Source organism: Aquimarina ulvae (assembly GCF_053613295.3).
In genome coordinates this window covers 38,370-63,592 of record NZ_JBSIBP030000010.1, presented here as the reverse complement: position 1 = coordinate 63,592, position 25,223 = coordinate 38,370, and the positions used below count along the sequence as shown (strand labels likewise).

The 25,223-nt window shown below is 30.7% G+C and carries 25 protein-coding genes; 3 read left to right on the top strand and 22 right to left on the bottom strand.

Annotated features, from left to right (window positions below; genetic code table 11):
• Positions 1–151: 151 nt before the first annotated feature.
• The 8 genes from ACWGOQ_RS18670 to ACWGOQ_RS18635 all read right to left on the bottom strand — a co-directional run bounded on the left by ACWGOQ_RS18670 (position 152) and on the right by ACWGOQ_RS18635 (position 9,743).
• Positions 152–1,396, bottom strand: coding sequence for an O-antigen ligase family protein (locus ACWGOQ_RS18670; protein WP_452055832.1), 1,245 nt, complete (start codon positions 1,394–1,396; stop codon positions 152–154).
• A complete protein-coding gene (locus tag ACWGOQ_RS18665) occupies positions 1,393–2,478 on the bottom strand; it encodes a glycosyltransferase family 4 protein (RefSeq protein WP_452055833.1) in 1,086 nt (361 codons plus the stop codon). Before ACWGOQ_RS18665 ends, ACWGOQ_RS18670 begins: the two co-directional genes overlap by 4 nt.
• Positions 2,462–3,661 (bottom strand): O-antigen ligase family protein, encoded by a 1,200-nt coding sequence (locus ACWGOQ_RS18660; RefSeq protein WP_452055834.1) that lies wholly within the window; start codon positions 3,659–3,661, stop codon positions 2,462–2,464. Before ACWGOQ_RS18660 ends, ACWGOQ_RS18665 begins: the two co-directional genes overlap by 17 nt.
• A gap of 49 nt (positions 3,662–3,710) precedes the next feature.
• On the bottom strand, positions 3,711–4,724 hold the full coding sequence (locus ACWGOQ_RS18655; RefSeq protein ID WP_452055835.1) for a glycosyltransferase family 2 protein: 1,014 nt from the start codon (positions 4,722–4,724) through the stop codon (positions 3,711–3,713).
• Positions 4,725–4,745: 21 nt separating this feature from the next.
• The gene (locus tag ACWGOQ_RS18650) at positions 4,746–5,699 is read right to left on the bottom strand and encodes a class I SAM-dependent methyltransferase (RefSeq protein WP_452055836.1); all 954 of its coding nucleotides are present in this window, start codon (positions 5,697–5,699) and stop codon (positions 4,746–4,748) included.
• A 120-nt stretch (positions 5,700–5,819) separates the two neighbouring features.
• Entirely contained in the window at positions 5,820–7,070 is a 1,251-nt protein-coding gene (locus ACWGOQ_RS18645) for an oligosaccharide flippase family protein (protein WP_452055837.1), read from the bottom strand.
• A 31-nt stretch (positions 7,071–7,101) separates the two neighbouring features.
• Positions 7,102–8,448, bottom strand: coding sequence for an undecaprenyl-phosphate glucose phosphotransferase (locus ACWGOQ_RS18640; protein ID WP_452055838.1), 1,347 nt, complete (start codon positions 8,446–8,448; stop codon positions 7,102–7,104).
• A gap of 74 nt (positions 8,449–8,522) precedes the next feature.
• Positions 8,523–9,743: a WcaI family glycosyltransferase gene (locus ACWGOQ_RS18635; RefSeq protein WP_452055839.1), complete on the bottom strand. Its 1,221-nt coding sequence runs from the start codon at positions 9,741–9,743 to the stop codon at positions 8,523–8,525.
• 242 nt (positions 9,744–9,985) lie between these two features.
• Here ACWGOQ_RS18635 and ACWGOQ_RS18630 point away from each other — a divergent pair, with 242 nt between their 5' ends.
• The gene (locus ACWGOQ_RS18630; RefSeq protein ID WP_452055840.1) at positions 9,986–10,246 is read left to right on the top strand and encodes a hypothetical protein; all 261 of its coding nucleotides are present in this window, start codon (positions 9,986–9,988) and stop codon (positions 10,244–10,246) included.
• 762 nt (positions 10,247–11,008) lie between these two features.
• The gene (locus ACWGOQ_RS18625) at positions 11,009–11,176 is read left to right on the top strand and encodes a hypothetical protein (RefSeq protein WP_452055841.1); all 168 of its coding nucleotides are present in this window, start codon (positions 11,009–11,011) and stop codon (positions 11,174–11,176) included.
• A 300-nt stretch (positions 11,177–11,476) separates the two neighbouring features.
• Here the strand turns inward: ACWGOQ_RS18625 and ACWGOQ_RS18620 are convergent, their stop codons facing one another.
• From ACWGOQ_RS18620 to ACWGOQ_RS18600, 5 genes are all read right to left on the bottom strand, one after another.
• Complete coding sequence (locus ACWGOQ_RS18620; protein WP_452055842.1) at positions 11,477–12,322, bottom strand: putative capsular polysaccharide synthesis family protein; 846 nt, start codon at positions 12,320–12,322, stop codon at positions 11,477–11,479.
• An 85-nt stretch (positions 12,323–12,407) separates the two neighbouring features.
• The gene (locus ACWGOQ_RS18615; RefSeq protein ID WP_452055843.1) at positions 12,408–13,166 is read right to left on the bottom strand and encodes a 6-hydroxymethylpterin diphosphokinase MptE-like protein; all 759 of its coding nucleotides are present in this window, start codon (positions 13,164–13,166) and stop codon (positions 12,408–12,410) included.
• Entirely contained in the window at positions 13,153–13,869 is a 717-nt protein-coding gene (locus tag ACWGOQ_RS18610) for an O-antigen ligase family protein (protein ID WP_458202843.1), read from the bottom strand. The genes ACWGOQ_RS18615 and ACWGOQ_RS18610 overlap by 14 nt, the downstream gene beginning before the upstream one ends.
• 437 nt (positions 13,870–14,306) lie before the next feature.
• Positions 14,307–15,560 carry a hypothetical protein gene (locus ACWGOQ_RS18605; RefSeq protein ID WP_452055845.1) on the bottom strand — a complete coding sequence of 418 codons (1,254 nt, stop codon included), beginning with the start codon at positions 15,558–15,560 and terminating at the stop codon, positions 14,307–14,309.
• Positions 15,557–16,882 (bottom strand): O-antigen ligase family protein, encoded by a 1,326-nt coding sequence (locus ACWGOQ_RS18600; RefSeq protein ID WP_452055846.1) that lies wholly within the window; start codon positions 16,880–16,882, stop codon positions 15,557–15,559. The genes ACWGOQ_RS18605 and ACWGOQ_RS18600 overlap by 4 nt, the downstream gene beginning before the upstream one ends.
• Before the next feature lie 91 nt (positions 16,883–16,973).
• Here ACWGOQ_RS18600 and ACWGOQ_RS18595 point away from each other — a divergent pair, with 91 nt between their 5' ends.
• On the top strand, positions 16,974–17,333 hold the full coding sequence (locus tag ACWGOQ_RS18595) for a hypothetical protein (protein WP_452055847.1): 360 nt from the start codon (positions 16,974–16,976) through the stop codon (positions 17,331–17,333).
• Here ACWGOQ_RS18595 and ACWGOQ_RS18590 read toward each other — a convergent pair.
• Genes ACWGOQ_RS18590 through ACWGOQ_RS18550 form a run of 9 tightly spaced genes read right to left on the bottom strand, consistent with a single transcriptional unit; the run spans position 17,320 to position 25,222 of the window.
• Positions 17,320–17,943: an HAD family hydrolase gene (locus ACWGOQ_RS18590; protein WP_452055848.1), complete on the bottom strand. Its 624-nt coding sequence runs from the start codon at positions 17,941–17,943 to the stop codon at positions 17,320–17,322. The two genes, ACWGOQ_RS18595 and ACWGOQ_RS18590, sit on opposite strands and share 14 nt — an antisense overlap.
• The gene (locus ACWGOQ_RS18585) at positions 17,943–18,611 is read right to left on the bottom strand and encodes an acylneuraminate cytidylyltransferase family protein (protein WP_452055849.1); all 669 of its coding nucleotides are present in this window, start codon (positions 18,609–18,611) and stop codon (positions 17,943–17,945) included. The genes ACWGOQ_RS18590 and ACWGOQ_RS18585 overlap by 1 nt, the downstream gene beginning before the upstream one ends.
• Before the next feature lie 5 nt (positions 18,612–18,616).
• Positions 18,617–20,164: an aldolase catalytic domain-containing protein gene (locus ACWGOQ_RS18580; protein WP_452055850.1), complete on the bottom strand. Its 1,548-nt coding sequence runs from the start codon at positions 20,162–20,164 to the stop codon at positions 18,617–18,619.
• Between the two features lie 44 nt (positions 20,165–20,208).
• Entirely contained in the window at positions 20,209–21,465 is a 1,257-nt protein-coding gene (cysN, locus tag ACWGOQ_RS18575; protein WP_452055851.1) for a sulfate adenylyltransferase subunit CysN, read from the bottom strand.
• 9 nt (positions 21,466–21,474) lie between these two features.
• Positions 21,475–22,380, bottom strand: a complete 906-nt coding sequence (cysD, locus tag ACWGOQ_RS18570; RefSeq protein WP_452055852.1) for a sulfate adenylyltransferase subunit CysD — start codon at positions 22,378–22,380, stop codon at positions 21,475–21,477.
• Positions 22,377–22,976 carry an adenylyl-sulfate kinase gene (cysC, locus tag ACWGOQ_RS18565; protein WP_452055853.1) on the bottom strand — a complete coding sequence of 200 codons (600 nt, stop codon included), beginning with the start codon at positions 22,974–22,976 and terminating at the stop codon, positions 22,377–22,379. Before cysC ends, cysD begins: the two co-directional genes overlap by 4 nt.
• Positions 22,958–23,389, bottom strand: a complete 432-nt coding sequence (locus ACWGOQ_RS18560) for a DUF2061 domain-containing protein (RefSeq protein WP_452055854.1) — start codon at positions 23,387–23,389, stop codon at positions 22,958–22,960. The genes cysC and ACWGOQ_RS18560 overlap by 19 nt, the downstream gene beginning before the upstream one ends.
• On the bottom strand, positions 23,389–24,189 hold the full coding sequence (cysQ, locus tag ACWGOQ_RS18555; RefSeq protein WP_452055855.1) for a 3'(2'),5'-bisphosphate nucleotidase CysQ: 801 nt from the start codon (positions 24,187–24,189) through the stop codon (positions 23,389–23,391). Before cysQ ends, ACWGOQ_RS18560 begins: the two co-directional genes overlap by 1 nt.
• Positions 24,167–25,222 (bottom strand): GDP-L-fucose synthase family protein, encoded by a 1,056-nt coding sequence (locus ACWGOQ_RS18550; RefSeq protein ID WP_452055856.1) that lies wholly within the window; start codon positions 25,220–25,222, stop codon positions 24,167–24,169. The genes cysQ and ACWGOQ_RS18550 overlap by 23 nt, the downstream gene beginning before the upstream one ends.
• Position 25,223 lies beyond the last annotated feature (1 nt).

The following is a 25,223-nucleotide window of genomic DNA, read 5'->3' as shown; positions in this document are numbered from 1 at the left end:
TTAGAAATCTTTTAACTCAAAATTTCTGATCTTATTTCATCATATTTTTCAGTAACGTAAAAGTAACTCTTTTTAATAATTTATTGTCGAATTTAAAAACCTTCTATGTTTATTCGTTGAATTTGGGCTTTTAGCTGTAACTTAAATACTTTTAATCCTTTATTTTCTCATTTATTGTGAAAAACAAAATTGAATTAAAAAAGCTAAAAAAAACAATCCCATCGTGTCTATTTAGTACGTTCTCAAACATAAAACAAAGAAGAACCAACACCAAGAATGGAATATAAAACTTTATCAAAGACCATCGAACGCATAAAAAAATTGACAAAACATATATTAAAAGCCCTACTATTCCTGAAGCTAAAAGGACTTGGAGATACTGACTGTGCGTATTAAAACGAAACCTGGTAAAAAGATCAGTATAACCAAATTCTGTATCGTAACATCGTTGTAATTCTTTATTTATAGTACCAATACCATAACCAAATATCGGTTTTTGAATGATTTTTTGTGAAACACAATGGTAAATAACACTTCTTATGTTTTCATTAGATATTAGTGGATTAGTGTTCTCATATTTTCCTGGTGGTATTGCATTTTCGTAGTTTTTTATCTCTTGTATTTTGCCAGAAATTGGCTTCCAAAAAATCACTAACCCTGCACAACACAATAACGAGAATATCACCAAAATACGTTTTTCAGAAACCTTTAGCAATGACAGAAGTAACCATATAAAGGCAATAGCGGTAGCAAAAAAAGGCATTCTGGCCCCAAGAATATACAACCAATATAGAAAGTAGATTATCAACAAAAACCTTAGTCCTTTGACAATTTTACTTTTCTTAGCCTTAAACAATAACCATAAGACACTCAAAATCGCGAAACCGATCCATAATGATAAGTATGTTCCATGAACGTCTATGGATTTCTCTATGACATTTCTTACTTCCCAGGAAGTGATGTTAGCATGGTAGAATATTTCAAAAAAAGAGATGTGCAGGTATAATAGTAATAGAAAATTAGCAGCTATATATATGTAAAGTACGATCTTAAGTTTTTGCTTATTCCAATATTGGGTTTCAAGAGTTAAGAATGAGAAAGGCAAAAGCAAAATTGGAGCGGTACGAACAATCATCTTAACTCCAGAGTCAAAATTATCTAAATGAAATAAGCTACCTATATAAATAACGCTTAGGGAACCTAAACTCAGTAAGTATATCGTTTTTTTAGTAGTCCAAAGTTTTCTTCCCTCTAATATAAAATATAATATGGCAAGGGTCGTCAATGTAATTATTAAAGTACTATGAACACCTCTTGGCGTAACTGGAAACAATGATAAAGCACAGATTAAAAAAAAATGCAACTTCTCATAATATGATGTAACCTTTATACTCATCCTAATCCTTTAAGAATCGTTATGTGCTTTTTTATAGAAAATTTCCAATCAAATTTTTTAATCTGTTGTAATCCTTTTTGTTTCAGTTCTGACATTAGCTCATCATCTGATAGCAGTCTAATTATTTGTTCTTTTAAGTTAAGAGGATCATTAGGATCAAAATATAGTACTGCATCCCCTCCTACTTCTGGTAAACTTGCTTTATCAGAACTTAAAACCGGCACCCCGCAAGCCATTGCTTCTAATAATGGCAAACCAAAACCTTCATACAAAGATGGAAAAACAAATAGTGTCGCATTTTTATATACTTTGGATACTTCATCGTCAATAACATAACCTGTAAAATGAATGTTTTTAATTAAACCGTTCTCTTCTATGTGACTAAAAATCTCCGTGTCCTGTGTTATAAAACCCTTTTTTCTTCCTAATATAACTAGTTTATATGTTTTCTTTAGCTCAGCTTCGAGTTGATTATATGCCTTTAACAACGTTATAAGGTTTTTGTGCGCTTTAATATTACCAACGAACAAAAAGTAATTTAATGGTAACACTAGGTCAGAATTATCCGTTGTTTTACTCGCAAAATTTTGATCTATCCCTCCATAAACAATGTTTATTTTAGTAGAATCTACAGAAAAAAACTTAAGAATTTCTGATTTAGAAAATTCTGAAACGGTGCATATTTCATCACTTTGTTCTATAGCATTTTTATAAAGTATTCTGGCCCAGAGCCTTTTGATATATGAAAAATATTCAGGATTCGATAAATGGTTGACGTCATGGATCGTTACCATTCTTTTAGCAGCTTTTATCGGTAATAATGGTGCATTAAAATGAGGTGTCCAGAACACATCACATATGGGAATTCGGATTGGATAAAGTAATTGTTCTTTAAACGAATATACATTGGCTCGAAACGAAATCACTTTTACTTTATGACTCCAATCAAACTCTCGAATTGTTTCAGGATCACCCAACACAACAACCTCATCAACATGGTCTATAATGGATGGGATTGTATTTTTAATATAAGTACCAATTCCCGAATTGTGAATGAGTCTAACGTCAATTACTAATCTCATTTAATCTATCTTTTTTAGTTAACAATAGACCAAATAGTATCCAAGGGTATAGGAAATATATTTGTACCCCAAAAGAAAACAGGGTTAGAAATCCAAGTAATAGTAGTTTAAGGTGTTTACGATGCCTTAACGTTTTATATCGATGCCACATAATGAAAAAAAAGAAAAACAGCCCCAAAAGCCCGTTATCAACCAATATATCAATTAAGCCTCCAAAACCATGTGCATCTTTTGTTCTGATTTTTTCAGGAGGTAGAGGAAATACACCCCTATACTCTTTGTTGTTACGAAGTAGTGGGTAATTGCCGGTTCCTATTCCAAATATTGGATAATCTATAATCATTTTTGGCACAATGAAAACCCCAGAGATCCTACCCATAATAAGATTAGGGTCTTTTGGCCTCATTTTTACTGATTGCTCAATTTTGGTTATTTCACTAACGTACATACCTCCGATGTTGATAAACAAAAAGTAGAAACCAATGATTCCCAAAACAACCAAAGGATACACAAATGATTTTATCTTTTTTCTTAAAAATTCATAATTTTCGATCCCTATCCATAACACCGTGCATAAAAAACCAGATTTTGACTGTGCCATAAACAATATGACAATAATTAAAAAGAACCTTTTTGCATCTCGCTTTTTTGATTTTTTAAAAAAGCTAGTTAGCATAAAAATGAAGCTTAGCATTAATCCAAATGGTCCACCTTCTACAAAATATCCTCTTAATCTGATATCATAATTATATACTAATCGGGTATCTTCAATACTCAAAAATTCTACTAAAACTAAAAGATAAATCACAGCAAAAATTGCTGTAATAACTATATTTAGGTCAATAAACTTTAAAAGATAATAATAAAAAGTTTTTCTTCTTCTAAGTATCTCAAAATACAACACAACAAAGTTGCACAAAACCAAACAAGTTATTAATTCTACGAATCTTCCAATAGTGATCAAATAAGGTTGTTTAAGAAATGATTTCCCCAAATATTCAAAATCGGTAAAACAGGTTGTTACTATTGATATTAGTGTAGTTATGGTAAAGAATACTAAGAGATATACTACATATTTATGAATCCTTCTCGAAAAGACCAAAGGTGCTAAACATAGCAATAAAAGTTCAGAAACTTTAATTAATCCAATTTTTACATCTGTAAATTGAACGCAAAATGTCAAAAACAACAGGATTAGAAAATTAAGTATCTTATTTTTATTTTTCAAAATGTTATGTAGTAAATACTAATTTTATAATCTTTGGAATACGGTAAAAATTACCCGACTTGAATCTTCTAAAAATTGTTACCGTCAAAATAAAAAATTTAACAGACCAAAGGTAGTTCTTATAATATCTTTTTGAAAATAAGATTCTGTTCCGAAGGGAGGTCAGATCAATAAAGTCCGTTTTTTTATTTTTTTCGACTGATAATGTGGATTTACCTTGTTTATGATACACTCCAAAGACATCCAAAACCCTAACCTTTCCTCCAATTTTTTTTGCTCTTTCAGCCCAATCTAATTCTTCAAAAAAAAGAAAATATTCTTCGTTCAATAACCCAACTTTTTTTATAAACGCTATAGAAATAATCATAGATGCGCCAATAGGATAATCCACTTTGTAATTGTTGATTTTAATATTATCGATGGGTGACCTACCTTCTCCTAAGTGCGATGTTATACCGGAAAACTTGTGGTACTTTCCTCCTATAGTTTGAATTTTACTGGGTTGGTCATACTCTAGTAAGGGTGTCCCTAACAAAGTGTTTTCAATTTCTTTTTTTGAAATATTCTTTAATTTCTCTTTTATTTGGTGTAAAGTATCAGGAGCTACTATAGTATCATTATTAAGCAACCAAATATAGTTGTCTGAAGATCCAAATTTTTTGATGTAATGTAACGCTATATTGTTTGCTGCAGCAAAGCCTTTATTCTCTTTTGCTTTTACAATAAGAAGTTTTTGCTCAAAAAACTTGTTTTCCAAATCTTCTTCCTGCAGTGAAACATAATCCAGTGATTTACCAATCAAAGGTTTCACGTATTGCGGGAAAGTTGTGTTAATCTCGAATTGTTTTTCACCAGAAGCCCAATTCTTCAAATCATCAAAGTCATTATATAAATTACTATTGTCTATTATTATGATATGAAAATTTTGGTCTTCAAAATGATATAAAGATTCAAGACACTCTATCGTGTCTTGAAGACCATTAAAATTTACAAGAATTATATAAAATTTATTTTTCAAAAGTATCGATATATTGAAAACTTATTTTTTGATAAAAATAAAGGTCGCCTGATCTCCTTTCTGTTGTTTATTTAGCTTTTTTGACAATAATGAGTAATATAGTCTTTTTGGTGACAATCTTTCGAATACGGTGAGGTTCTCCTGTTCTTTTAATGAGATATCGTTAGAATAATTAATACTTGCCGTAAACTGAATTGACATCGAATCAAAAAAACTGTTTTTAACCTTTAAATTCTGTTGCTCTCCAAGTAAATACATCCCTTTTAGAGAAGGAATAAATAAATGTCTGGGTGCATCGATTTGAAACCAATGATTAGCGTACTTTTCAAAAGCAGCCGAAGAACTGATAGGTACTCTAATAATCAATTTACCGTGATCAGCTAATAAGCTTTTAACCTTTTGTAAATGTTGGTTAGGGTCATCCAAGTGTTCTAATACGTGACTCATTATGACAACATCATATTTTTTTCTATCCTCAAGAAGTTGATCTATGGAGACCTTTTTAATAGAAATACTCTCACTAATAATATCTTGATCGAGGTAAGGGTCAATACCATTTAATTTTTTAAATCCATATTTTTGAAGTTTTTTTAGTAATGCGCCTCCTCCACATCCAATATCCAATATCGCTGTTTTTTCTTTATCCGGATTACATAGTTTTATAGCTTTCAGATTTGAATCAATGACAAAAAAACCACTCAAAATAAGTCCTAAAATATTTCCCTGACCTAAACTGTACGCATCCGTTTGGTTTTTAATCCAGCCTTTCAAACCTTTCCTGCTTTCCTCTGCAAAAGAATAATAATTTTCAGGGTAATAATTCCCTAAATTTTCAGGAATATTTTGCAGCGTTAGACTGTTACAATTTTTACATAACAAGTATTGAAATACATGTTTTGTTCCAAACATCATCTCTCGCACATTCAATATTTTATAGTGTTTGCCTTGGCAAACTTCACAGGTATCTTTTATCAAATCAAGTTATATTTCTTTAACCTTAGACCAAATTAAGGTTTATAAAACAATACTAAAGTCAAAAATATGTTTTTTAAATTACATACGTGATAACGCGATGCTACAAATTGAATTGCTTGTCTACCTTTTATTTTTTACTATTCGATAATACAGCCATTGAAGTGATATTACATACAGTAGTTCTACAAAAAGTATTGTATAAAAAACACCCTCTGCGCTATACACCTTTGCCATATATGTACACGTTAACATACCGATCAATGGAATAAATAGAAACGTTCTCATAATTGCTTTTTTCTTGTCTAATGCTAATAACAACAAATAGACTGGACAATTAAAAATTACAATAACCAGAGCTAGTAAGGCCAAATGGAGTAAACGTGTTGATAATACGATATAGTCCTTTACAAAATATTCCATTATTGGTTGTTGAAAATTCCATACCACAAAAATCGCAGTTAGCATAAACAACACCACAAAAAAATAGGTCTTCTTTACAAGCCGAACTGCCTGATTTTTGTATTGCTCTATGCTTTCTGAAATTCTAGGAAGCATCAAGTTGATATAAATAGAAAAAGGTGCTCGCATTACATTATATAGCTTTTCCACAGCGGCAAAAACCCCTACAATTTCATTGGTTGTAAAAAAACTAAGTATGATAGGATATATATTAGTAGACACATACACACTAATATTTGATACAAAATAATGCGCACTTCCTTTAATTTCAGTAATCAGTTCGTTATATGAAAAACCTACCCGTCTTAAATTGATTTTCTTTTTAATTAAAAAAAGAGAAATAATTCCACTAATCAGAATACCTAAACCAAAGATGAGATTAATGTATATATAATCTTCAGGGTTTTTAATCACTACAAAAATCCCTATTAGATACAATGTTTTGTTTAGTATGGTTATAAAGCTTAGTCCTTTGATCAATTGAAGCCCTTGCAAAGCCCAGTTCAGGTTTAAAATAGAGGAAAAAGGAATCACTAAAGACAACAAAAATAATGAAGTGTGTTTTTTAAGATAGGGTATTGTCACCATTAATAACAAGAACAACAAGCATATACATAAAAACAAAATAGTTTTGGTATATGTTGCTTTTATAACAATTGCATTTCTTTGTGGGTCTGTTTTGCTTTTTGATAAGCTATTTACTCCAGAAATTGTATATCCGTAATCAATGATCAATGATAAAAAAAAAGTAGTGGAAAAAGCTATAACCGACAATCCATAATTACCCAGACCAACCACTTTGATTAAGTATGGTATAATAATTACTGGAATCACTAACCCATATAAACTACTTACTCCAAGAAAAGCTGAGCCTGAAAAGAAATATTTTAGGTCTTTGGATATGGGATTCATATAGCGGGGCGCGTTTCAAAAATTAAAGTACTTAATAAGCCTTTTCTTCTCCTTTTATTGCATTTAGTACCGTTAGAAAAATAATTTTTATATCTAAAAGAATTGACCAGTTTTCAATATAGAAAATATCATATTTTACTCTATTCACTATATCTTTATTGGTTTCTATTTCACCTCTAAAACCGCTTACTTGGGCCAAACCTGATATTCCTGGCTTTACAAAATGTCGAACCATAAATTTATCCACCTTTTGCGCAAAGTCTTCGTTGTGTTTTACCATATGAGGTCTGGGACCAACCACAGACATGTCGCCTTTTAGCACATTTATAAATTGCGGTAGTTCGTCTATACTAGTTTTTCTTATAAATTTACCTACCTTGGTAACTCTAGCATCTCCCTTTGTGGTTTGTTTACCACTGGTGTCTGGTTTCATAGATCTATATTTATAGCAATAAAATTCTCTGTAATCAAGCCCGTTTCTTTTTTGCATGAAAAACACAGGGCCTTTGGACTCTATTTGTATCAATAAAAAAACTAGTGGCGTAAGCCAGGAAAGAATAAAAATTAAAACTCCCAATGACAGCAAAATATCAAAACTTCTTTTTATAAATTTATTAATTGGATCATCCAAGGGAATTTCTCTAAAGGAAAGTACAGGAATATACCCATAATAATCAAAACTTAGCTTTTTAGTAAAAATATCTTTATTGTCCGGTATAAACTTTAGTACTTTAAGGTTATTATCCGTAAAATTAACTATTTCACGAAGTTGTTTATTAGTAAGTTCAGCAATAGAGCAATATATTTCATCGATATTGTTATCTGCTATATAAGTAAAACAGCTTTCTAAATTAAATTTTTCTTTTTTTACACAAAATTTCCGTTGAATTTTATATCCAAAATCACTTCTTTCTTTAAATGTTTCAATGAGTTGATTTGTTTTTTGATTGTCTCCAATCACCACAACATTTCTAAAATTACCTCCTAATATCTTTCTATATTTATTCAAAAGAAATAACAACAGGTATTTAGCAAACGCAACGGCAAGAAAAGAAGTGAAAAAATACCTTGCTAAATCAAGCCTACTAATCTCTGGTTGTTTGAAAAACCCTATAAAAGCATATAGGATTAAAGCAAAAATTATAAATTGTCTTACTAAACTGGCTAAGGTTTGAATTGCCTTGGAAAATCTTTTGGTATCATAAAATCTAGTAGTCATTGATAGAATAATCCAGATAGCGGATATATAAACAGGAAATAGTAAGTTGGGTGCTGATTTAATATCCAATAAAAAAAGAAGTGAATTTAAAATCACTATATCTACCAATAAAAAAATTGGTTTGATAAAACTTGAATAGCCTCTTTTTTTTGAATTCATTAATAAAAATATAAGATTGTATTTGCGATTAAATACGGTTTTTTTCTAACTTATCGTACAAAGCTAAAATAATTCTAAATTTTTTCTAACTTATCGTACAAAGCTTTAAGAATTTGGTCCTTACCAAACCTATTCGCAATGTAGTTTCTGGCTTTTAATCCGACCTCATAAGAAGTGTTTTTATTGTCAATCAAACCGTGAACTATTTGGACAGCTTTTTTTGTGTTATTTTCGGACAAATAATATCCGCCTTGCGATTCTTCTAAAACACTTTTAACTTCGGATTGGCTATTTCCGGTTACTAGTGAAGGTTTTGCACTAGCCATCATTCCTAGTAACTTCGAGGGCATTACGGTATCAATAACATTTTCTTTTTGAAAAAGCAGATGTAAATCAGCACTACACAGCAAATCAGACAATTCTTTATACGGTACTGGTGGGTAGTATTTAATAAAATCATATTTTTCGATTTTGCGCAACAACCAATCTTTATTTGCTCCATCACCAACAACAATAACTTCTATCATTTCATCATCTAATTCTTTTACAAATTTCAAGAAAAAATCCCAGTCTTGCTTATCTCCTATATTTCCTGAATAAAGAATCTTAAATTTATCTGATTGTAAATAAGCATGTTTTTGAAAATTTACTGGATTTATGGTATTAGCATCTACCCAGTTAGGGAAAAAAAAACGTTCTGTATTGGTCTTTTCTTCTAATCTTGTAAGCATTGTATTACTTATGGTACTTGCAACGTTAGCTTTTGAAAACAACCATTTTTCTATTCCAAAAAGTAACTTGAATATAAAAGCTTTAATTCCTCTTTTAGAACTTGCAACTCCTGACTGCAACGCAGCGTCAAACTCAAAATCCTGCACATGAACCCATAACTTCGCATTGAGCCTTTTTTTCAAGACCCAACCTAATAAGATTGAAGTAGTAAAGGGTACTACAGAAATTACAATATCAGTTTCTTTAATTTTAAACAAATTAAAGAATGAGCCCAAGGTAAAATCTAATAAATGAATAATTCGTTTTAGAAAGTTAGGCTTAGCTGGAACGTACTGCTTATATCTAAATATCTTTATTCCATCTACATCTTCTTTATAAAATGAATTCTTTTTTTTGTAAGCGTCTTTAATCTCCCACTGAGGATAATAAGGAAAACCCGTGATTACATTTACCTTATATCCTTTTTCTATTAAATACCTTACCATTTCAGTAGAATACAAACCTATTGCTGTATCCTCTGGATAAAAGTTTATACCTATTAAGGTTACTGTTTTTTTAGACAACTTTAATTTCCTTTAAGAGTACTTTTTTATTAATGTAGCTACAAATATAATACCTTTATATGATGGCAAAATTCTTTCAGGCATTAATTTTGATAGCTAATTAAGATTTTATTAACTTATTATGAATTTATTATAAAATATAGCTTTCTGACTAAATTCCTTTTTATGTTATCGTTTTTAGATGATTTAATCAGGCTATTTCTGTAAAATAACTCGCTTACTTACAATCATACATAATCAACATGCACGAAATTCTTAGAAAATTCCTGATGTCATTAACACTGTCATTTTTTGCATTAAATCCTATATTAGGGCAAAATCAAGATTGGAGAAATGCAATTAATGGTAATCCCATATATTCTAATGGATATTGTGACCAACCCTATATTATCATTCTCGAAGATGCTAAATGGTTATGTGTATTTACAACAAACCAAAGAAACGAAGGAAGTAAAGGGCAACATACTGTAAGCTCTATAAGCGATGATATAGGAAAAACGTAGTCTAATCGATATAGAATAATTATTCCTAATAAACTTATTGATTTAAGCAATCAATGGAATGGAACGGTGAAAATTTTTTGGAGTGTAGGAAAACCAATTAATTTTAAAGGAGGCATGATGGTAGCAATTACAAAAATTGGAAAACATTTGCTTGAATATAGTGAAGGCTGGTTACTTTATTGTAAAGATATTAATATACAAAAAAAATCCTCAAAAATTAATTTTCGAATTACTGCCCGAAACGGATACAGGAATAAAAAATCCTAAACTAGGCATTATAAACTCAGAGCTTAATATTGTACAATTAAATAATAGAACTCTATATTGTATGTAAGGAACTGCTTCTGGACATCCTGCTGAAACTTATTCAAATAATGATGCGAAAACTTGGACACTACCACTACCGCCAATCTACAACAATGCGACTTAACTTAAAAACCACAGGGCTTGTGCCAGAATATGGAAATGTAAAAACGGAAAGTTTTTGCTTTGGTACCACAATAATGGTACACAGGATTTCAGTTCGAGAAACCCAGCGTGGATAAGTGAAGCTGTTGAAAAAAGCGGAAAATTCCTAATGAGTTTTTAAAAACGTTATGATATCGGTTTGAAATATAAACAGTTATTAAAAAAAGTTTAGTTGCACAATGGAATAGTGATGAAATATCTAAAAATAGTGAGCTAAAGATACCAGCAGCATCCAAGAGTTCGTATGTTGATGGTTTTACAATAGATTTTAGTCTGGTAATAACAACTTTATCTTTGGGACAAAAATTGTTATCTATAAAAGATAAAAATGGGAGGCTGATCAAATTAGAAACAGATTATTTTAGAGTAATAAAAATTAGTGTAAATGATGGTAAAATTACTGACTCGTTTATCTCTGATCCAGGTATTATAAAAGCCTCTGGTATAAAGCAATCCGTTTGAGAAATTGTTGATAGTGGTCCAGATTTTATACAATTTGTTATAGATGGTATAGTCAACAATGGAAGAAATATCCGTGAACCCGGTTGGACTCATTTCAATGCTAATATTGACGATTTTAACTTCGGTTCTATTAAAATTGGTAATTTTAAACAAGGGCTAATAAAAATGAAAGGAGGGGTTTCTAGCCTCCGACTCTATAATAGACCGTTAATAAATATAGAGGTTATTGGCAATCATAGATTTGAACAAAAGATGTGAGAAAATGGGCAATTACACTGCACTGATTAAGTTATTTCATCATTATTTTTCCATCCATTTCTTCCTAAATTCGCCAATTTCACCTTTTGAGTAAAAATGATTCGTAAATTTAGAGTTTAACATGCTATTTATATAGGCTTCATTCAGGTTTATTTCTTTCTTAAATTCTTTATACTCCTTATTATAGCCTTTTAAAGTTCCAACATTTTTATTTTGCAATTTGAAATTTTCAATCCCTAAGAAATTACTGATAATACGTTCCTTTACACTGTCTTCCAAATCTACTCTCATTAGCAGTATATTAAAATTATTTGATGTTATAATTTTATATTTTTTCTCAGTCGGAAAAGCGTGTTCATATATATCTACATTCAGACATGGTTTAAATTCCTTATCAAACCACATTAAAGGAGTATCATGATCATATAAATCATAAAATAATTCAATTAATGAGTCTGTATCAGAATAGGCATTTTGTTTTGTGTAATAATCCTTGTTTTGAAAAAATGCTGATATATTTCTTTCGATAGGATTTCTTACTAATGAAATAATATAAACAGGTTGCTCATTATTTTTTATAAAAAGGTTATGTAGCCTAATTCCTCTTTGATCCACTACTTTTGGCTCTATTGATCCTGTCTTTTCCAAAGAGGATTTATGTACTTCTTTAATGTATTTCTCGTTTAATCGATGTATATGATAGACAATTTTGTTTTTTTCTTTAAGGCTAGAATATATTGAAGATGACGCAACTTTACCCATCTGATAGACTAAAACCAAGTCTTTTCCCAAAAACTTATATTTACAATAATTAAAACTATCTAACAGGTAAAACCCGACTGCCCTAAGCCAAGAATTTCTTAATTTTTCTTTGATAACTTTATTCATTTCAAATTAAATTATGCTACAGTATTAGTTGAACAGAGGTCATATTCTAGTTGGTATTACGTCTAAAACAAGCTCAAATATAGAATTAAATCTCTTGTTTATTTATCATGCCTTTTTCAAAAATATCCAACTTTCCACCAACCGTATAGTCAACTACTTGCACATCTTTTTTATCAAAAAAGCTTTTCGCTATACTATATTGAACCTCGCTATGCTCTAAATTGGGAGTACCCCATATTTGATTTTTAAAATAGTCTTTAGAAAAATGGTTCTCGTCTTCTCCTTCGTGTTTCTTATATACCTGACTTTTTCCCTTAAACTTATAGCTATGATCAATTCCTACAATAGCAATTTCTAATGGGTTTAAAAAATTACTTATCTGAAAACAAGGGTATGAAACTGTAACTCCATTGGCAATTGTTTGCTTTATATTATCCGAAAAATCATCATTCTTGTGGAAGTTCAACACAAAAATATTTTTCCTTTTTCTTATTCCTAAATATATTGCACGAGGAGGAACAAATAAAATAGTGTTTGTTTTATTAAAAAAGCTTCTGTTTTGCCATAAGATACTTCCATTTACGCAAACGATAATATCAGGACGCCAAGTTGTTTTTTCATAAAGCAAATTGATTTTATTCATACCAATACTTACGTGATTTTCAAAAGCATCAAAATCAGTTTTATTAAGACTAGGTCCATTACCTACAATAAGTACAGGTTTGTTTTTCAAAGACTCTAATAAAGGCCAGTTATTATATCTGTTTAGAACCAAAAAGATTACTTTGTCAAAAAAATCTCTCAATGGTTTGCTTAATTTAACAACCTTATCAAACAGCCTCATTCTCTTTATTGTAATATATAATGATGATTATTGGAATAAATATCAACGTAGGGGTAAAAGTATAATAACTTGGAACAGATTCCAAACAGCCAAACAAAAAAAAGGAGACAAATATTACCATAAGATTCAAATCTTCCTTTTTCAAAAGTATGATCATTGTTTTTCGTAAAAAATATCCTAGTATTATAATACCAGGAATTCCAAAATCGTAAAAAATCTGAAGAAAAATGTTATGTGTTGTTCGTAAATTTACATTCTGCCGTGATATATAGTTGCCAAAATTATTTAAGCCATAACCTGTTAAAAATCTCAAATCATTGAATGTATTACTCAATGCAATCCCCCATATTTTTGGTCTTTTAAAAAACCCTTCCCTTAGTTCACCTGGTCTTTTGAAACTTTCAAAGATGTCCGTATTATAAAAGATATTAACAAAAAAAATAGCGGATAGTGCTAATACAACCCAATAACGAGTAAGCAACCTTATAATCGTCCTTATACCCATGCCTATAATTACACCCAAAATTAAAGAAATTAAAAGAGGAGATCTCGAATCCAGAATAACCAAAAGATAAATACACCAAATATATAGTATAGTTAAAAAGATTTTGGTCAAAAATTGCGATGTGTTTTTAATGAGATATAATATCAATAAGGACGTAATAGCTATCTGAATAGAATTTATTGTTAATCCACTAGCCATTGGAAAATTGACTCTGTAAGCAACGATATTAAACAAGCTTAACGTTTTATTAATTCCTGTCTTTAAATGAGCATACGCTACTTTGTACCAAATAAAATTAATTAAGTTATAAATAATCAGATTATAAGCTAAAAACCTTATAGCAACATATATTGATTGATTTTCGAATTTGGTTTTAAAAAAAAAATACCACAACAAATAAGAAAAAAGAATACCAACAATTTGTAATGTTAACGAAGAAAAAATTAGGGTATGGATGATTATATAAAGAAAAATACCTAAAGGTAATAAATTATCCTTTTGAAGAGTAATCTTCCACCTATTTAGCTTTAAAATGTGTATTGCAATGAATAAAAACAAAACAAAAGAGGCAATAATCTTTTGATTCCCATCGATGTAGGATATTAACCTTAAGAAAAACACATAAAAAATATCCATTATTTTTTTAGATGTTTTAGGTTGTTAATTGACACCATTATTGGAATAATGACTATAATGGATATTATAGAGAAGAACCAAATCCAATAATTTTCTAATACCATTCCCGAAAGCACAACAATAATCAAGAGCAAATATCCTAAAACTATTACACTTTTAAGGTTATTTACTCTTTTATTCATGTAAAAGAAATAAAAGATTGGATTAACAACAAAGTACAAAAACACTAAAATTATCATACAGATAAATTGAATTTCTAAATATGCGTAGTTTGGCGCAATGATTAATAATATTTCCTTAGAAAAAACAATTAAAAGTATTCCTAACAAGAAAACAAAATATAAGATAGGTATCGTAAGCTTTTTAAATGCTTTTAGAAAAACCCTTCTATCGAGATGATCTTCTGCACGTAATACTATTTCATTTTGAAAGGCACCGATAATTGAATTTGATACTAGCGTAAAGACATTAATAAAGATTATCAATAAATGTGTTTCTGCAACCATCTTTTCTCCATAGTAATAATCACCAAACTGCCTGGACAAATACAATACAAATACAGTAATCCCCTTCAATAAAGTAAACTTATTGAAAAACCAAAATCTTGAAATGCTAAAGTCAAACTTTCCGAGAGAAAAGAAATTAACTCGAAGATTTTTTTCAAAATGGAAAAGAGCATATCCTATAGCAATGGAACCGCATATGCCTGCTGCTAAAGTGATAGAATATATAATATTATCAAAAAAGGATAAGAAAACAACGCTTAAGAATATAAAACCCAAAGTAAACAATAGGTCTTCAATTATTATTGACATCCAAATTGTGTTATTTACTCTTGAAAAATCTGCAAACAACCTAATAGCAGAAAAAACAAAGGCAACGATATTGGCTGAAATAATTATTTCTACATCATCAAAAATAAAAAAACTTAGTACCAACAAAAGTAAATGAGAGACAAATAGGTGTGTCTTAATTTTGTCCACAACGTTTGTGTCGTCTTTACCGGTTAGATGAACATCCCGAATTTCTGAAAAACGAGTTATATGCATACTATCAACTCCAAAAAAGGACAAAAACCTTGCTGTTGTATAAAAAATCGAAAAACTCGCAACCTCAGGGATAGGAAAAGTATTGATAATATATAAGTTAAAAAGAAAAAAAACTCCCTTCACCAATGCCTTCATTGATAAATTTTTTATTCCTTTATTATTTAAAAGCTTTCCCGTTAACTCAGCTACTTTATTAACTCTCATTCTTTCTTTTTAAAAATCAACAAAATTGATACTATAATAACAATAGTAATTCCCATTTGTCTATATAGGATATGTTCAAAAAGCGAATTAAATATCACTACTAAAAAATATAGGGATAACATTTTATTTCCATTGACAATCCCTAAATATAAAAACCATCCGTAGAACAAAATTATAGCTAACAGTCCGACGACACCTCCAGTAAAGTACTTCTGTAAAAATGTATTATGGGCATTAATCTTTACATCTACAAGGTTTTTTTCATTTTTTGAAAGTCCTTTATTATACCGCGTTTGGTGTGATCCAATTTCCAATTGCGGCGATTTTATATATAAATGATTATTCTTTGAGCAATGATTATAGGTATTATTATCCCCTGCAAAGCCTACTAAAGCAATACTTTTTGAACTTTCAACTTTTGTTGTTATTGATATTCTATAGTATCCGTCTTCTTCTCTTTTAATTTCTTTACTCAAAACATCTTTTCCAACCTGAGATAGAATTTTATCATTCGTGTCAAACACAACCATTTGGGTATTTATTTTACCTAGTCGAACTATTACATCACTTTGGTCTGATTTAATACTTACCGAAAACGTATAGAACTCATTATCCTGTAAATCATTAACCGTTTGGTATAGCGTATGTGATAGGCAATTATTAGGTTTAGAGTATATTGAAAATGTACTGTCCTGTTTTTCTACAAAAGCGCCTTTTTTTTTCCATAAATAACTCTGTAGGTCTTCAGTATCAGTAAGAAGGTTATTTCTTAAAGTATTTAGATCGTTTTCATAAATTCTTTCTTCGACAATATTTGTAACCGTTTTTTTTCCTTCACAATATCCAAAACCCAATAACGGTACTTCGTTTGATTTGCTTAATAAGGCCGTATAAATTATTTTCCTTGGATTATATTTACTTTCTTTTCGATCTTCGTTTTTCCCTTGTAAAACACCTAAAACAAAGACAATATCCTCTGTTAAATTAAGGTTTTTGTGCTTAAAGCTTTTCTGAAGAACTATTGTTACTAACCCTGTTACGAACGCTAATAGCAAACCAGCTATGACGATTTTCTTTTTTTTATATAATAAATACGCAAGACATATTAGATAAACAAATACTATAGCAATATTAGGGAGAGACATTGGGTATACTAGGGCGAACAAAAAGAATACAACTAGAGAAAAATTAAGTATTTTATGTCTTTTATCTTCTAGCAATTTCTTTGTTGCAAAAAACAACGCTAATAGCATAATTAAAGACAAATACGGCTTATGATAATATGAATCTAATTGATCTATCTCAGGCCTTAAGAGCGTCATAATATCTGAAAAGAACACAAATTGTTTTTCAAAAATAATTTTTAAGTTTCCTTTAAAAACCTGTGTAGAAACGATTGAAATAAATTTAAATATGTATAGAATCGTTCCAACTAAAAAAATGCTTTCGAATGTTTTATTTTCCTTTTTTGTAATAAAAGGTGAAGAAAATATGAATACAAGTGATGAAATATATAAAGGCAACACTTTTCTAAGCCATTGTGTGATGGAACAGTCAAAATTCGATTCAATTAATGGTATTAGTGTGAGGATAAATATGAATACAATAAAACAAACTTTCTTACTTTTATCTTTTGATAACGACTTTAGTTCAAAGGGAGCTGTAATAAAAAATAAGACAGTAATAATATTTATTATTGCGAAATCTAATATTGGAAATAGCGCTAAAGCAAAGAATAAAAATTTGTTTATTTTTCTTTTCATAAATGATTGAAAGAAGAAATATAACTATCTCCTATTGATTTTAGATCAATATTATTATAGCCGTAAAAAGCTATACGATTTACATTAGCCGCTTCATAATCGTTCATTGAATCACCTATTAAACAAATAGTATACTTTTTATAATGATATTGCTCTATAAGTTTAGAAACTAATTGTGTTTTGGGTGTTGGAGAACCGTGAATAGAAATGAAATAGGAATCAATACCTAATTCTTTGCACAAAAACCGAAGCTCTTTCTGATCTGAGCCAGAAACTATATGAAAATTATATTTTTGAAAATTAGCTTTAATAAAATCAACAGAATCTGTTATCAGATTATCAGGATTTACAAGTCTTTTTTTCATTAAAATCGAAAATTGATTGGCGTAATCAAAAATCTTATCTTCAGTAATTGTCTTTCTTAGTATTTTTTCATAAAAATACCGAATCTTCACATATCTAGATAGTCCTCCATTAATTCTATGGTAGATTATTAATTCTTTAACTAAGTCCTCTGGATAATTTTTAAATATTTCTTTGAATCCCCAATCTCTTACTTGCATTGAATCCAAAATAACACCGTCAAAATCCCATAATATAGTTCCAATCTGTTGTGTCATCAAAGAAGTTTTTGTTTGTAAATCATTTCTGCTAGTTGAAAATCTTCTGGCCAATCCACATCTAAAGATTCATAACCTTCTGTTACATATAAGTATGGTTTTGCACCTATCCTATCTCCATACTTTAAATAATTTTGTCTTGAGCTGATAAAAAAACCACTATTTATTTCAAAAAATTCTGGTAAAGTTTGTGTGCGTGGCCATTTTTCAACGGACCTATCATAGTTAATTGGCTTTTCTTTATCCCATAAAAAGGTTTGAACCTTATTGACAGTCATCAAGCTATCAAAATTATTTGTGCTCAAATATTTACCAATAGCCTTTTCAAAAGTAGAGACAGATATAAATGGAGAGGTTACGTGAGTCCATAATATATGGTTATCTTCTATTATAGATGGCACATACTTAACTACATCATCTGTACTTGTAGAAGATGTTGCTAGATGATCAGGCCTTATGTCTATACTTATCTTTTTATTTTTAAAAGATTTAGACACAGCAATTACTTCAGGATCATTGGTTGACACCACTATAGTATCGATTCCTGAGACCTGAAGAAGTGTATTGAGTTTTATTTTTAATAAACCACCTTTGACCCCAGCAAAATCTTTTGTATTTTTCTGAGGAATCCTTTGACTTCCTAATCTACAAGGGAGAAATATTGTCATCTTGATTATAAAAAACTATAAATAGATAAAACCTCTAAACTCTTATATTTGGTTGGAGTAAAAGATCGCACATTAACACCTGAAATGTTAACCGCATCATCTATCACCTTTTGATTTTCTTGAGCAATAACAAACTGATTTTGATTTAAATTTACATCGTAACCATCAAAACCAATCAAATAAATTTCGTTTACGCCAAGGTCAAGTGCAACTTGGATAGCGATTGCCATTGGAGAATCCGTTGTTACATCGGTAAAAGTTATTGATTGCAACTCTTGAGAAAAAGCTCTCATTTCTTCAGGGATAGATGTCCCCATTCTTCGCGGAAAAGGTGGATATACGCACATATGCTTAACATTAGAGAAACTCTTTGTCTCATCCAATAATTTATCGCTTTCAAAGCCTACTAACCCATAATATTGATCCCCTTCTATTTCCAAATACTCTTTAGCATTACGAACTCCGGCATGAACTAAACAGATACTATGCTCGTTGTTTTCTAAAAATTTCTCAATAGCTTTTTTATGTTCTTTTGCGGACTTTCCTCCTCCTAGAATAACTGCTTTAGTATACTTATTAGTTTTCTTGAGCTCTGGCAATTTCAGATTATCTCTAACCTCTTGTTTTTGGTTATGTAATGCATTAATAATACTTCCTAGCGGGTATCTATTCAGGCCAATCCATTCCATTACCTGTTTTTGTGGTAAGGATTTAGCACCAGAAAACATATAAGGAAAGCTTGTACCCCATTGATACTGTTTTCTAAGCTCTTCGAATTTACCGACTACTTTACTTAAGATATGGTGCGTAAATGTTAATCCTTTTTTACTCTCAAGGTATGTTAATAAAAGCTCAGTTTTTAAATTACCCGCTCCTCTTCCCATACCAGTAATTGTGGCATCAATTATGTCACAACCTGATTCGACTGCCGTAATTGTATTAATCAATGCCATTTCTAAATTGTTATGTCCATGAAACCCTAAAGGAACTTTTGTTTTAGAACGAACAAGTGCGACTATTTTTTTAACATCCTCTGGCATAACACCTCCAAAAGAATCTACCATGTAAAAATAATCTACGATCTCTTCTATACCTTTCAAATTGTTTAAAAAACCGGTGTCTTTTTCCCAATTAGACATATACATGACATTAAAAGCCACTTTAAATCCTATTTTTTTGACAGCCTTAGCTAATTTCAAGGCTCGTCCAATGCTTTTAGGATCTACTGCTATTCTAACCATGGAAACGTAATTTATACAAGGATCTAATAACCCTTCTAAAATATGTGTATCACGGATATCCTTTTCATTTAGAATAATAACCAATTCTTTACTTGGCATTAAAGCTTTCAAATTCTTTAAAACATACTCTGGACAATAGAAATATTCCCCAAGATAACCCTCTAACGGAGTACTTCGATAACCAATCTCTACGTATTTTATAGGCAAAGCCTCCATGGATTTAGCATATTCTTCTACTAGTATATCGTCAAAATCCCATTTGGTGTAATACCCACCGTCTCTCAAAGTACAATCTAATATTTCTGTTTTCATAATTTTATAAATTGAAATACTTGTATTATAAAAATCATTATAACCTAGACCACCATTCCGGCAGCTACAGTTTCATTTGTTGCATCATCAACCAATATAATACTTCCGGTCGCTCTATTTTCTCTATAAGAATCAATCATCAAAGGTTTTGTAGTTCGTATTTTCACCTTAGAAATGTCATTCATACATAGGTTTTTATCGTTCTCTTTTCTTTCTAGTGTGTTTATGTCTATTTTATACACAACATCCTTAATAATAGCCTTTTGATCATTGGTAGTGTGTTTAATAGAATATTTGCCTCTTGGCTTTGGAGGGTCGTTATGCAGCCAACATAACATCACTTCAATATCTTGAGATGCCTCGGGTTGATTATTGGACCTTACAATCATATCACCTCTACTTATATCAATATCGTCTTCTAATGTCATAGAAATGGACATTGGCGCAAATGCTTCTTTTATTTTATTATTAAAAGTATTTATGGTCTTAATTGTAGAGGTAAAACCTGAAGGCATTACAGTTACTTCATCGCCAGGTCTGAAAATCCCACTGGCTACTCTTCCAGCATATCCTCTATAATCTCTAAATTCTTCACTTTGAGGCCTTAAAACTGTTTGTACAGGGAAGCGTGCGTCTACTTTATTTATATCACTGCTTATATGCATTGTTTCCAGTGTATGTAATAAAGGTGCACCCTGATACCAATCCATGTTTTTTGAACGGTTTACAACATTATCTCCTAATAAAGCGCTAATAGGAATAAAACGTATGTCTTTTACCAAAAGTTTTGATGAAAACTCCTCAAATTGTTGAATCACATCATTATATATGTCTTCTTTATACTCTATCAAGTCCATCTTATTGATACAAACTATAATGTGTGGGATCTGTAATAATGAAGCGATAAAAGCATGTCTTCTGGTTTGTTCTATAACTCCGTGACGGGCATCTACCAAGATAATTGCCGCATTAGCTGTAGATGCGCCAGTGACCATATTACGGGTATACTGAATATGACCGGGAGTGTCTGCAATGATAAACTTACGTTTTGGTGTCGTAAAATAACGATATGCTACATCAATAGTAATGCCTTGCTCTCGCTCGTCACGTAATCCATCTGTAAAAAGAGCCAAATCTACCCCCTCGTGTCCCTTCTTTTTACTTGTTGTTTCAATCGCTTCGAGTTGATCTTCAAAGATAGATTTTGAATCATATAGCAATCGTCCAATTAAGGTACTTTTACCGTCGTCTACACTACCTGCGGTAGTAAATCTAAGTAACTGATTATTGTCTATTTCCATTGCTTTTTCTTAAAAATAACCTTGTTTCTTTCTATCTTCCATAGCGGTTTCAGAACGTTTGTCGTCAGCTCTGTTTCCTCTTTCCGTATGTCTCATCGCTGCTACTTCTTCTACTATTTTTTCCAATGTGTCTGCATCTGATTCTATACCACCGGTAATAGTTATATCCCCAAGAGTTCTAAAACGTATTTTTTTTGAAATTACTTCTTCGTTTTCATCAAGAACCAAAAATTCTGAATTGGGTATCCAAGAGCCATTCCTCCAAATAACTTCTCTTTCGTGCGCAAAATATAAAGATGGTATATCTATATTTTCTCTTAATATATAATTCCAAACATCCATTTCGGTCCAATTACTTATGGGAAAAGTTCTAAAATGCTCTCCTTCAAAATGTTTCCCATTAAAAATATTCCATAATTCTGGTCTTTGATTTTTGGGATCCCATTGACCAAATTCATCTCTATGTGAAAAGAAACGTTCTTTGGCTCTTGCTTTTTCTTCGTCTCTCCTTCCTCCTCCTATAGCGCAATCTACTTTATTATCCTCTATAGCATCCAGTAATGTTGTGATTTGTAAGGCATTTCTTGTTGCATTTTTCCCTTTCTCTTCTGTTACCCTGCCTTGGTTTATAGATTTTTGAACCGATCCAACAATTAATTGCACACCTAGGTTGTTAATAAGGTCATCTCTAAACTTAATCGTTTCTGGAAAATTGTGCCCTGTATCAACATGCATAAGGGCAAACGGAATTTTAGCCGGGTAAAATGCTTTTCTAGCCAGATGAGTAACTAGAATAGAGTCTTTGCCTCCTGAAAAAAGTATAACTGGATTTTGGAATTGTGCCCATACTTCTCTCAAAATAAAAATTGCTTCAGATTCTAATTCATCCAGATAATTTAAATAGTATTTACTCATTGTTTTTTGAGTTCTAGTTTATTCTTAATTTTTTCATAGATCAATTCTACAGATTCTTCAATAGAATTAAGATCGGTTACTTCTATATCAGGGTTTTCTGGCAACTCATATGGAGCAGAAATTCCTGTCATGTTTTTTATTTCTCCTTTTCTTGCTTTTGCATATAATCCTTTTACATCTCTTCGTTCACATTCTTCAATACTCGTATTAACGAAAATTTCTACAAAGTTAATAGGATTTACAGTTGTTTTAATAATATTCCTGTCTTTTTTGTATGGAGCCACAAATGCAGCCAATACTACAATTCCTGCATCAATAAATAGCTTAGATATTTCCCCAATACGTCTATTATTTTCAGAACGATCTTCTGGAGTAAAATTAAGATCTTTGTTAATTCCTCTTCTTACATTATCTCCATCTAAAACATAGGTTCTTACATTATCTTTGTAAAGTTTCTGCTCCAAGGCACAGGCAATAGTTGATTTACCAGATCCTGATAATCCAGTAAAAAAAACTAAAAAAGAATTATGTTTGTTTAATAAGGTTCTTTCTTTTCTAGAAACTTTATAATCGTGCTTTATGATGTTCTTTTCCATTTTTTAGCTCTTCTATATTTCTTTATACCATAATCTATTTTATACCAAAGTCTCTCATGCATATAATATAAAATCATTTTGGTTACAACTTCTGACATCCCAATTTGTAAACCAACCATTGCATTACCTGTAATAAGCCAAGCTATTAACATTGTATCAAGAGTGCCAACAAACCTCCAGGTGATAGTTTTTACTAAATGCCTTTTTTTACTATTTGGTATTTTATATTTAAACCACAGTCTTTCGTGTACATAATACAGCACCATTTTAGTAATAACCTCTGCAAAACCAATTTTTAAACCGGACATTGGATTACCTGATATAATCCAAGATAAAACTATCGTGTCAACTGTGCCAACAAACCTCCATGTAAATGTTTTTGCAAGGTGCCTCTTGTACGATTGATTTTTCATTATTTAGTAACAAGAAAATAGTTGTTTAACATATTTTCTCTGTTATATGTCATTGTTTTTTTTGTTTTCATATCTAAAACCTTTAAACCTGTTGCCTCACAAATAGCTTGTCCAGCTGCGGTATCCCATTCCATTGTTGGAGCAAACCTTGGATAAACATCGGCTTTACCTTCTGCTACTAGACAAAATTTTAAAGAACTTCCTTTTGAAACAATATCAACCTTTTCGTATTTTTCTTTTAATGATTCAACAAAATCTAAGGTATCTTGATTCATATGAGATCTGCTTCCTACTACCTTGATAAGATCCTTATTGTTTTCTTTCCAATTAATTAGATCAACATCTTCGAAAAACTTATAAGAACTTAGGTCTTTGTAGTTGACAATTGATTTAAAGGCTTTTTTGCTTGTTACATCTGCATAATACAATTCTTTGGTCACTGGAACATAAATAACTCCAAGCTTCGGTTCGCCCTTTTCTATCAAAGCAATATTTACTGTAAACTCTCCATTTCTTTTAATAAATTCTTTGGTGCCATCTAAAGGATCAACGATCCAACAAACATCCCAATCTTTACGCTGTGCATAGGCAATTTCTTTATTTTCCTCGCTAACCAGAGGAAGGTCTAGAGGCTTCAAGATTTGGTTAATAGTATCATTCGATCTCTTATCAGCTTCAGTTAGCGGAGATTTATCCTCTTTGACTTCAACTTTAAAATCTTCTTGATATATTTTTAATATCTCTTCTCCTGCCAGAATTGCGGCACGAATTGCAGTGTTAAGTAATTCTATTCTCTTCATACCATTTGTATATCCTGTTAATTCCATCTTCTAATTCAATTCTATGTTTCCAACCTAAGGAATTCAATTTTGTAACATCCGTTAATTTTTTTAAGGTGCCTTCTGGCTTTTCTTTGTTAAAAACCAAACCACCTTTAAACCCAACAATATCTCTGATTAATTCTGCAAGTTCCCTAATCGATATATCCTTACCCGTTCCAATATTAATATGTGTGTTTCGAATTTCTTTAGAATTACCATCATAAGTGTCTTTAAAGTTTCTGTTCTCCATAATATAAACACAAGCATCAGCCATATCCTCGCTCCATAGAAACTCTCTCATAGGATTACCACTACCCCATATTTCAACAGTATTGTCAGAGACACCAAAATTTTTCAAATACTCTATTGCCTCTTCGATATTTTTTTTCCCTAAATCTTTTGCCACTTGCTCGTATTTAGATTCTGCTAGCAATTTGGCTAAATGCATTTTCCTTATTAATGCCGGTAGGACGTGTGATTTCTCTAAATCAAAATTATCATTAGGGCCATATAAATTAGTAGGCATTACTGATATGAAATTAGTGTTGTACTGTAAATTATAACTTTCGCACATTTTAATACCGGCAATTTTAGCAATAGCATAAGGCTCATTAGTATATTCTAACGTATCTGTAAGCAAATACTCCTCTTTCATTGGCTGTGGACAATTTCTTGGATATATGCAGGTACTTCCTAAAAACAGTAATTTCTTAACGTTATTGACATAACTGTGATGAATCACATTATTTTGAATCATAAGGTTCTGATAAATAAAATCTGCTCGATATTTATTATTGGCGACTATTCCTCCGACCTTAGCGGCAGCTAAAAACACATATGCTGGATTTTCTTTTTCAAAAAAGGACGCTACCTGAGTTGTATCTGTAAGGTCAAGTTCGTTATGGGTTTTTAAAACAAAATTGGTATACCCTTTTTGTTTAAGGTTTTTTAAGATTGCACTACCAACCAACCCTCTGTGACCTGCAACATAAATTTTGGAATCTTTTTGCATT

Coding starts and splice junctions, on each gene's coding strand:
- ACWGOQ_RS18590 (WP_452055848.1), bottom strand. CDS start 17,943: ATGACACAACAGATTGGAACTATATTATGGGATTTTGACGGTGTTATT.
- ACWGOQ_RS18670 (WP_452055832.1), bottom strand. CDS start 1,396: ATGAGTATAAAGGTTACATCATATTATGAGAAGTTGCATTTTTTTTTA.
- ACWGOQ_RS18560 (WP_452055854.1), bottom strand. CDS start 23,389: ATGAAAAATCAATCGTACAAGAGGCACCTTGCAAAAACATTTACATGG.
- ACWGOQ_RS18550 (WP_452055856.1), bottom strand. CDS start 25,222: ATGCAAAAAGATTCCAAAATTTATGTTGCAGGTCACAGAGGGTTGGTT.
- cysD (WP_452055852.1), bottom strand. CDS start 22,380: ATGAGTAAATACTATTTAAATTATCTGGATGAATTAGAATCTGAAGCA.
- ACWGOQ_RS18595 (WP_452055847.1), top strand. CDS start 16,974: ATGTATAGAATCGTTCCAACTAAAAAAATGCTTTCGAATGTTTTATTT.
- ACWGOQ_RS18620 (WP_452055842.1), bottom strand. CDS start 12,322: ATGAATAAAGTTATCAAAGAAAAATTAAGAAATTCTTGGCTTAGGGCA.
- ACWGOQ_RS18585 (WP_452055849.1), bottom strand. CDS start 18,611: ATGACAATATTTCTCCCTTGTAGATTAGGAAGTCAAAGGATTCCTCAG.
- ACWGOQ_RS18640 (WP_452055838.1), bottom strand. CDS start 8,448: ATGAATTCAAAAAAAAGAGGCTATTCAAGTTTTATCAAACCAATTTTT.
- cysQ (WP_452055855.1), bottom strand. CDS start 24,189: ATGAAGAGAATAGAATTACTTAACACTGCAATTCGTGCCGCAATTCTG.
- cysN (WP_452055851.1), bottom strand. CDS start 21,465: ATGGAAATAGACAATAATCAGTTACTTAGATTTACTACCGCAGGTAGT.
- ACWGOQ_RS18615 (WP_452055843.1), bottom strand. CDS start 13,166: ATGAGGCTGTTTGATAAGGTTGTTAAATTAAGCAAACCATTGAGAGAT.
- ACWGOQ_RS18665 (WP_452055833.1), bottom strand. CDS start 2,478: ATGAGATTAGTAATTGACGTTAGACTCATTCACAATTCGGGAATTGGT.
- ACWGOQ_RS18600 (WP_452055846.1), bottom strand. CDS start 16,882: ATGACGCTCTTAAGGCCTGAGATAGATCAATTAGATTCATATTATCAT.
- cysC (WP_452055853.1), bottom strand. CDS start 22,976: ATGGAAAAGAACATCATAAAGCACGATTATAAAGTTTCTAGAAAAGAA.
- ACWGOQ_RS18645 (WP_452055837.1), bottom strand. CDS start 7,070: ATGAATCCCATATCCAAAGACCTAAAATATTTCTTTTCAGGCTCAGCT.
- ACWGOQ_RS18610 (WP_458202843.1), bottom strand. CDS start 13,869: ATGGCTAGTGGATTAACAATAAATTCTATTCAGATAGCTATTACGTCC.
- ACWGOQ_RS18630 (WP_452055840.1), top strand. CDS start 9,986: ATGCACGAAATTCTTAGAAAATTCCTGATGTCATTAACACTGTCATTT.
- ACWGOQ_RS18605 (WP_452055845.1), bottom strand. CDS start 15,560: ATGAGAGTTAATAAAGTAGCTGAGTTAACGGGAAAGCTTTTAAATAAT.
- ACWGOQ_RS18580 (WP_452055850.1), bottom strand. CDS start 20,164: ATGAAAACAGAAATATTAGATTGTACTTTGAGAGACGGTGGGTATTAC.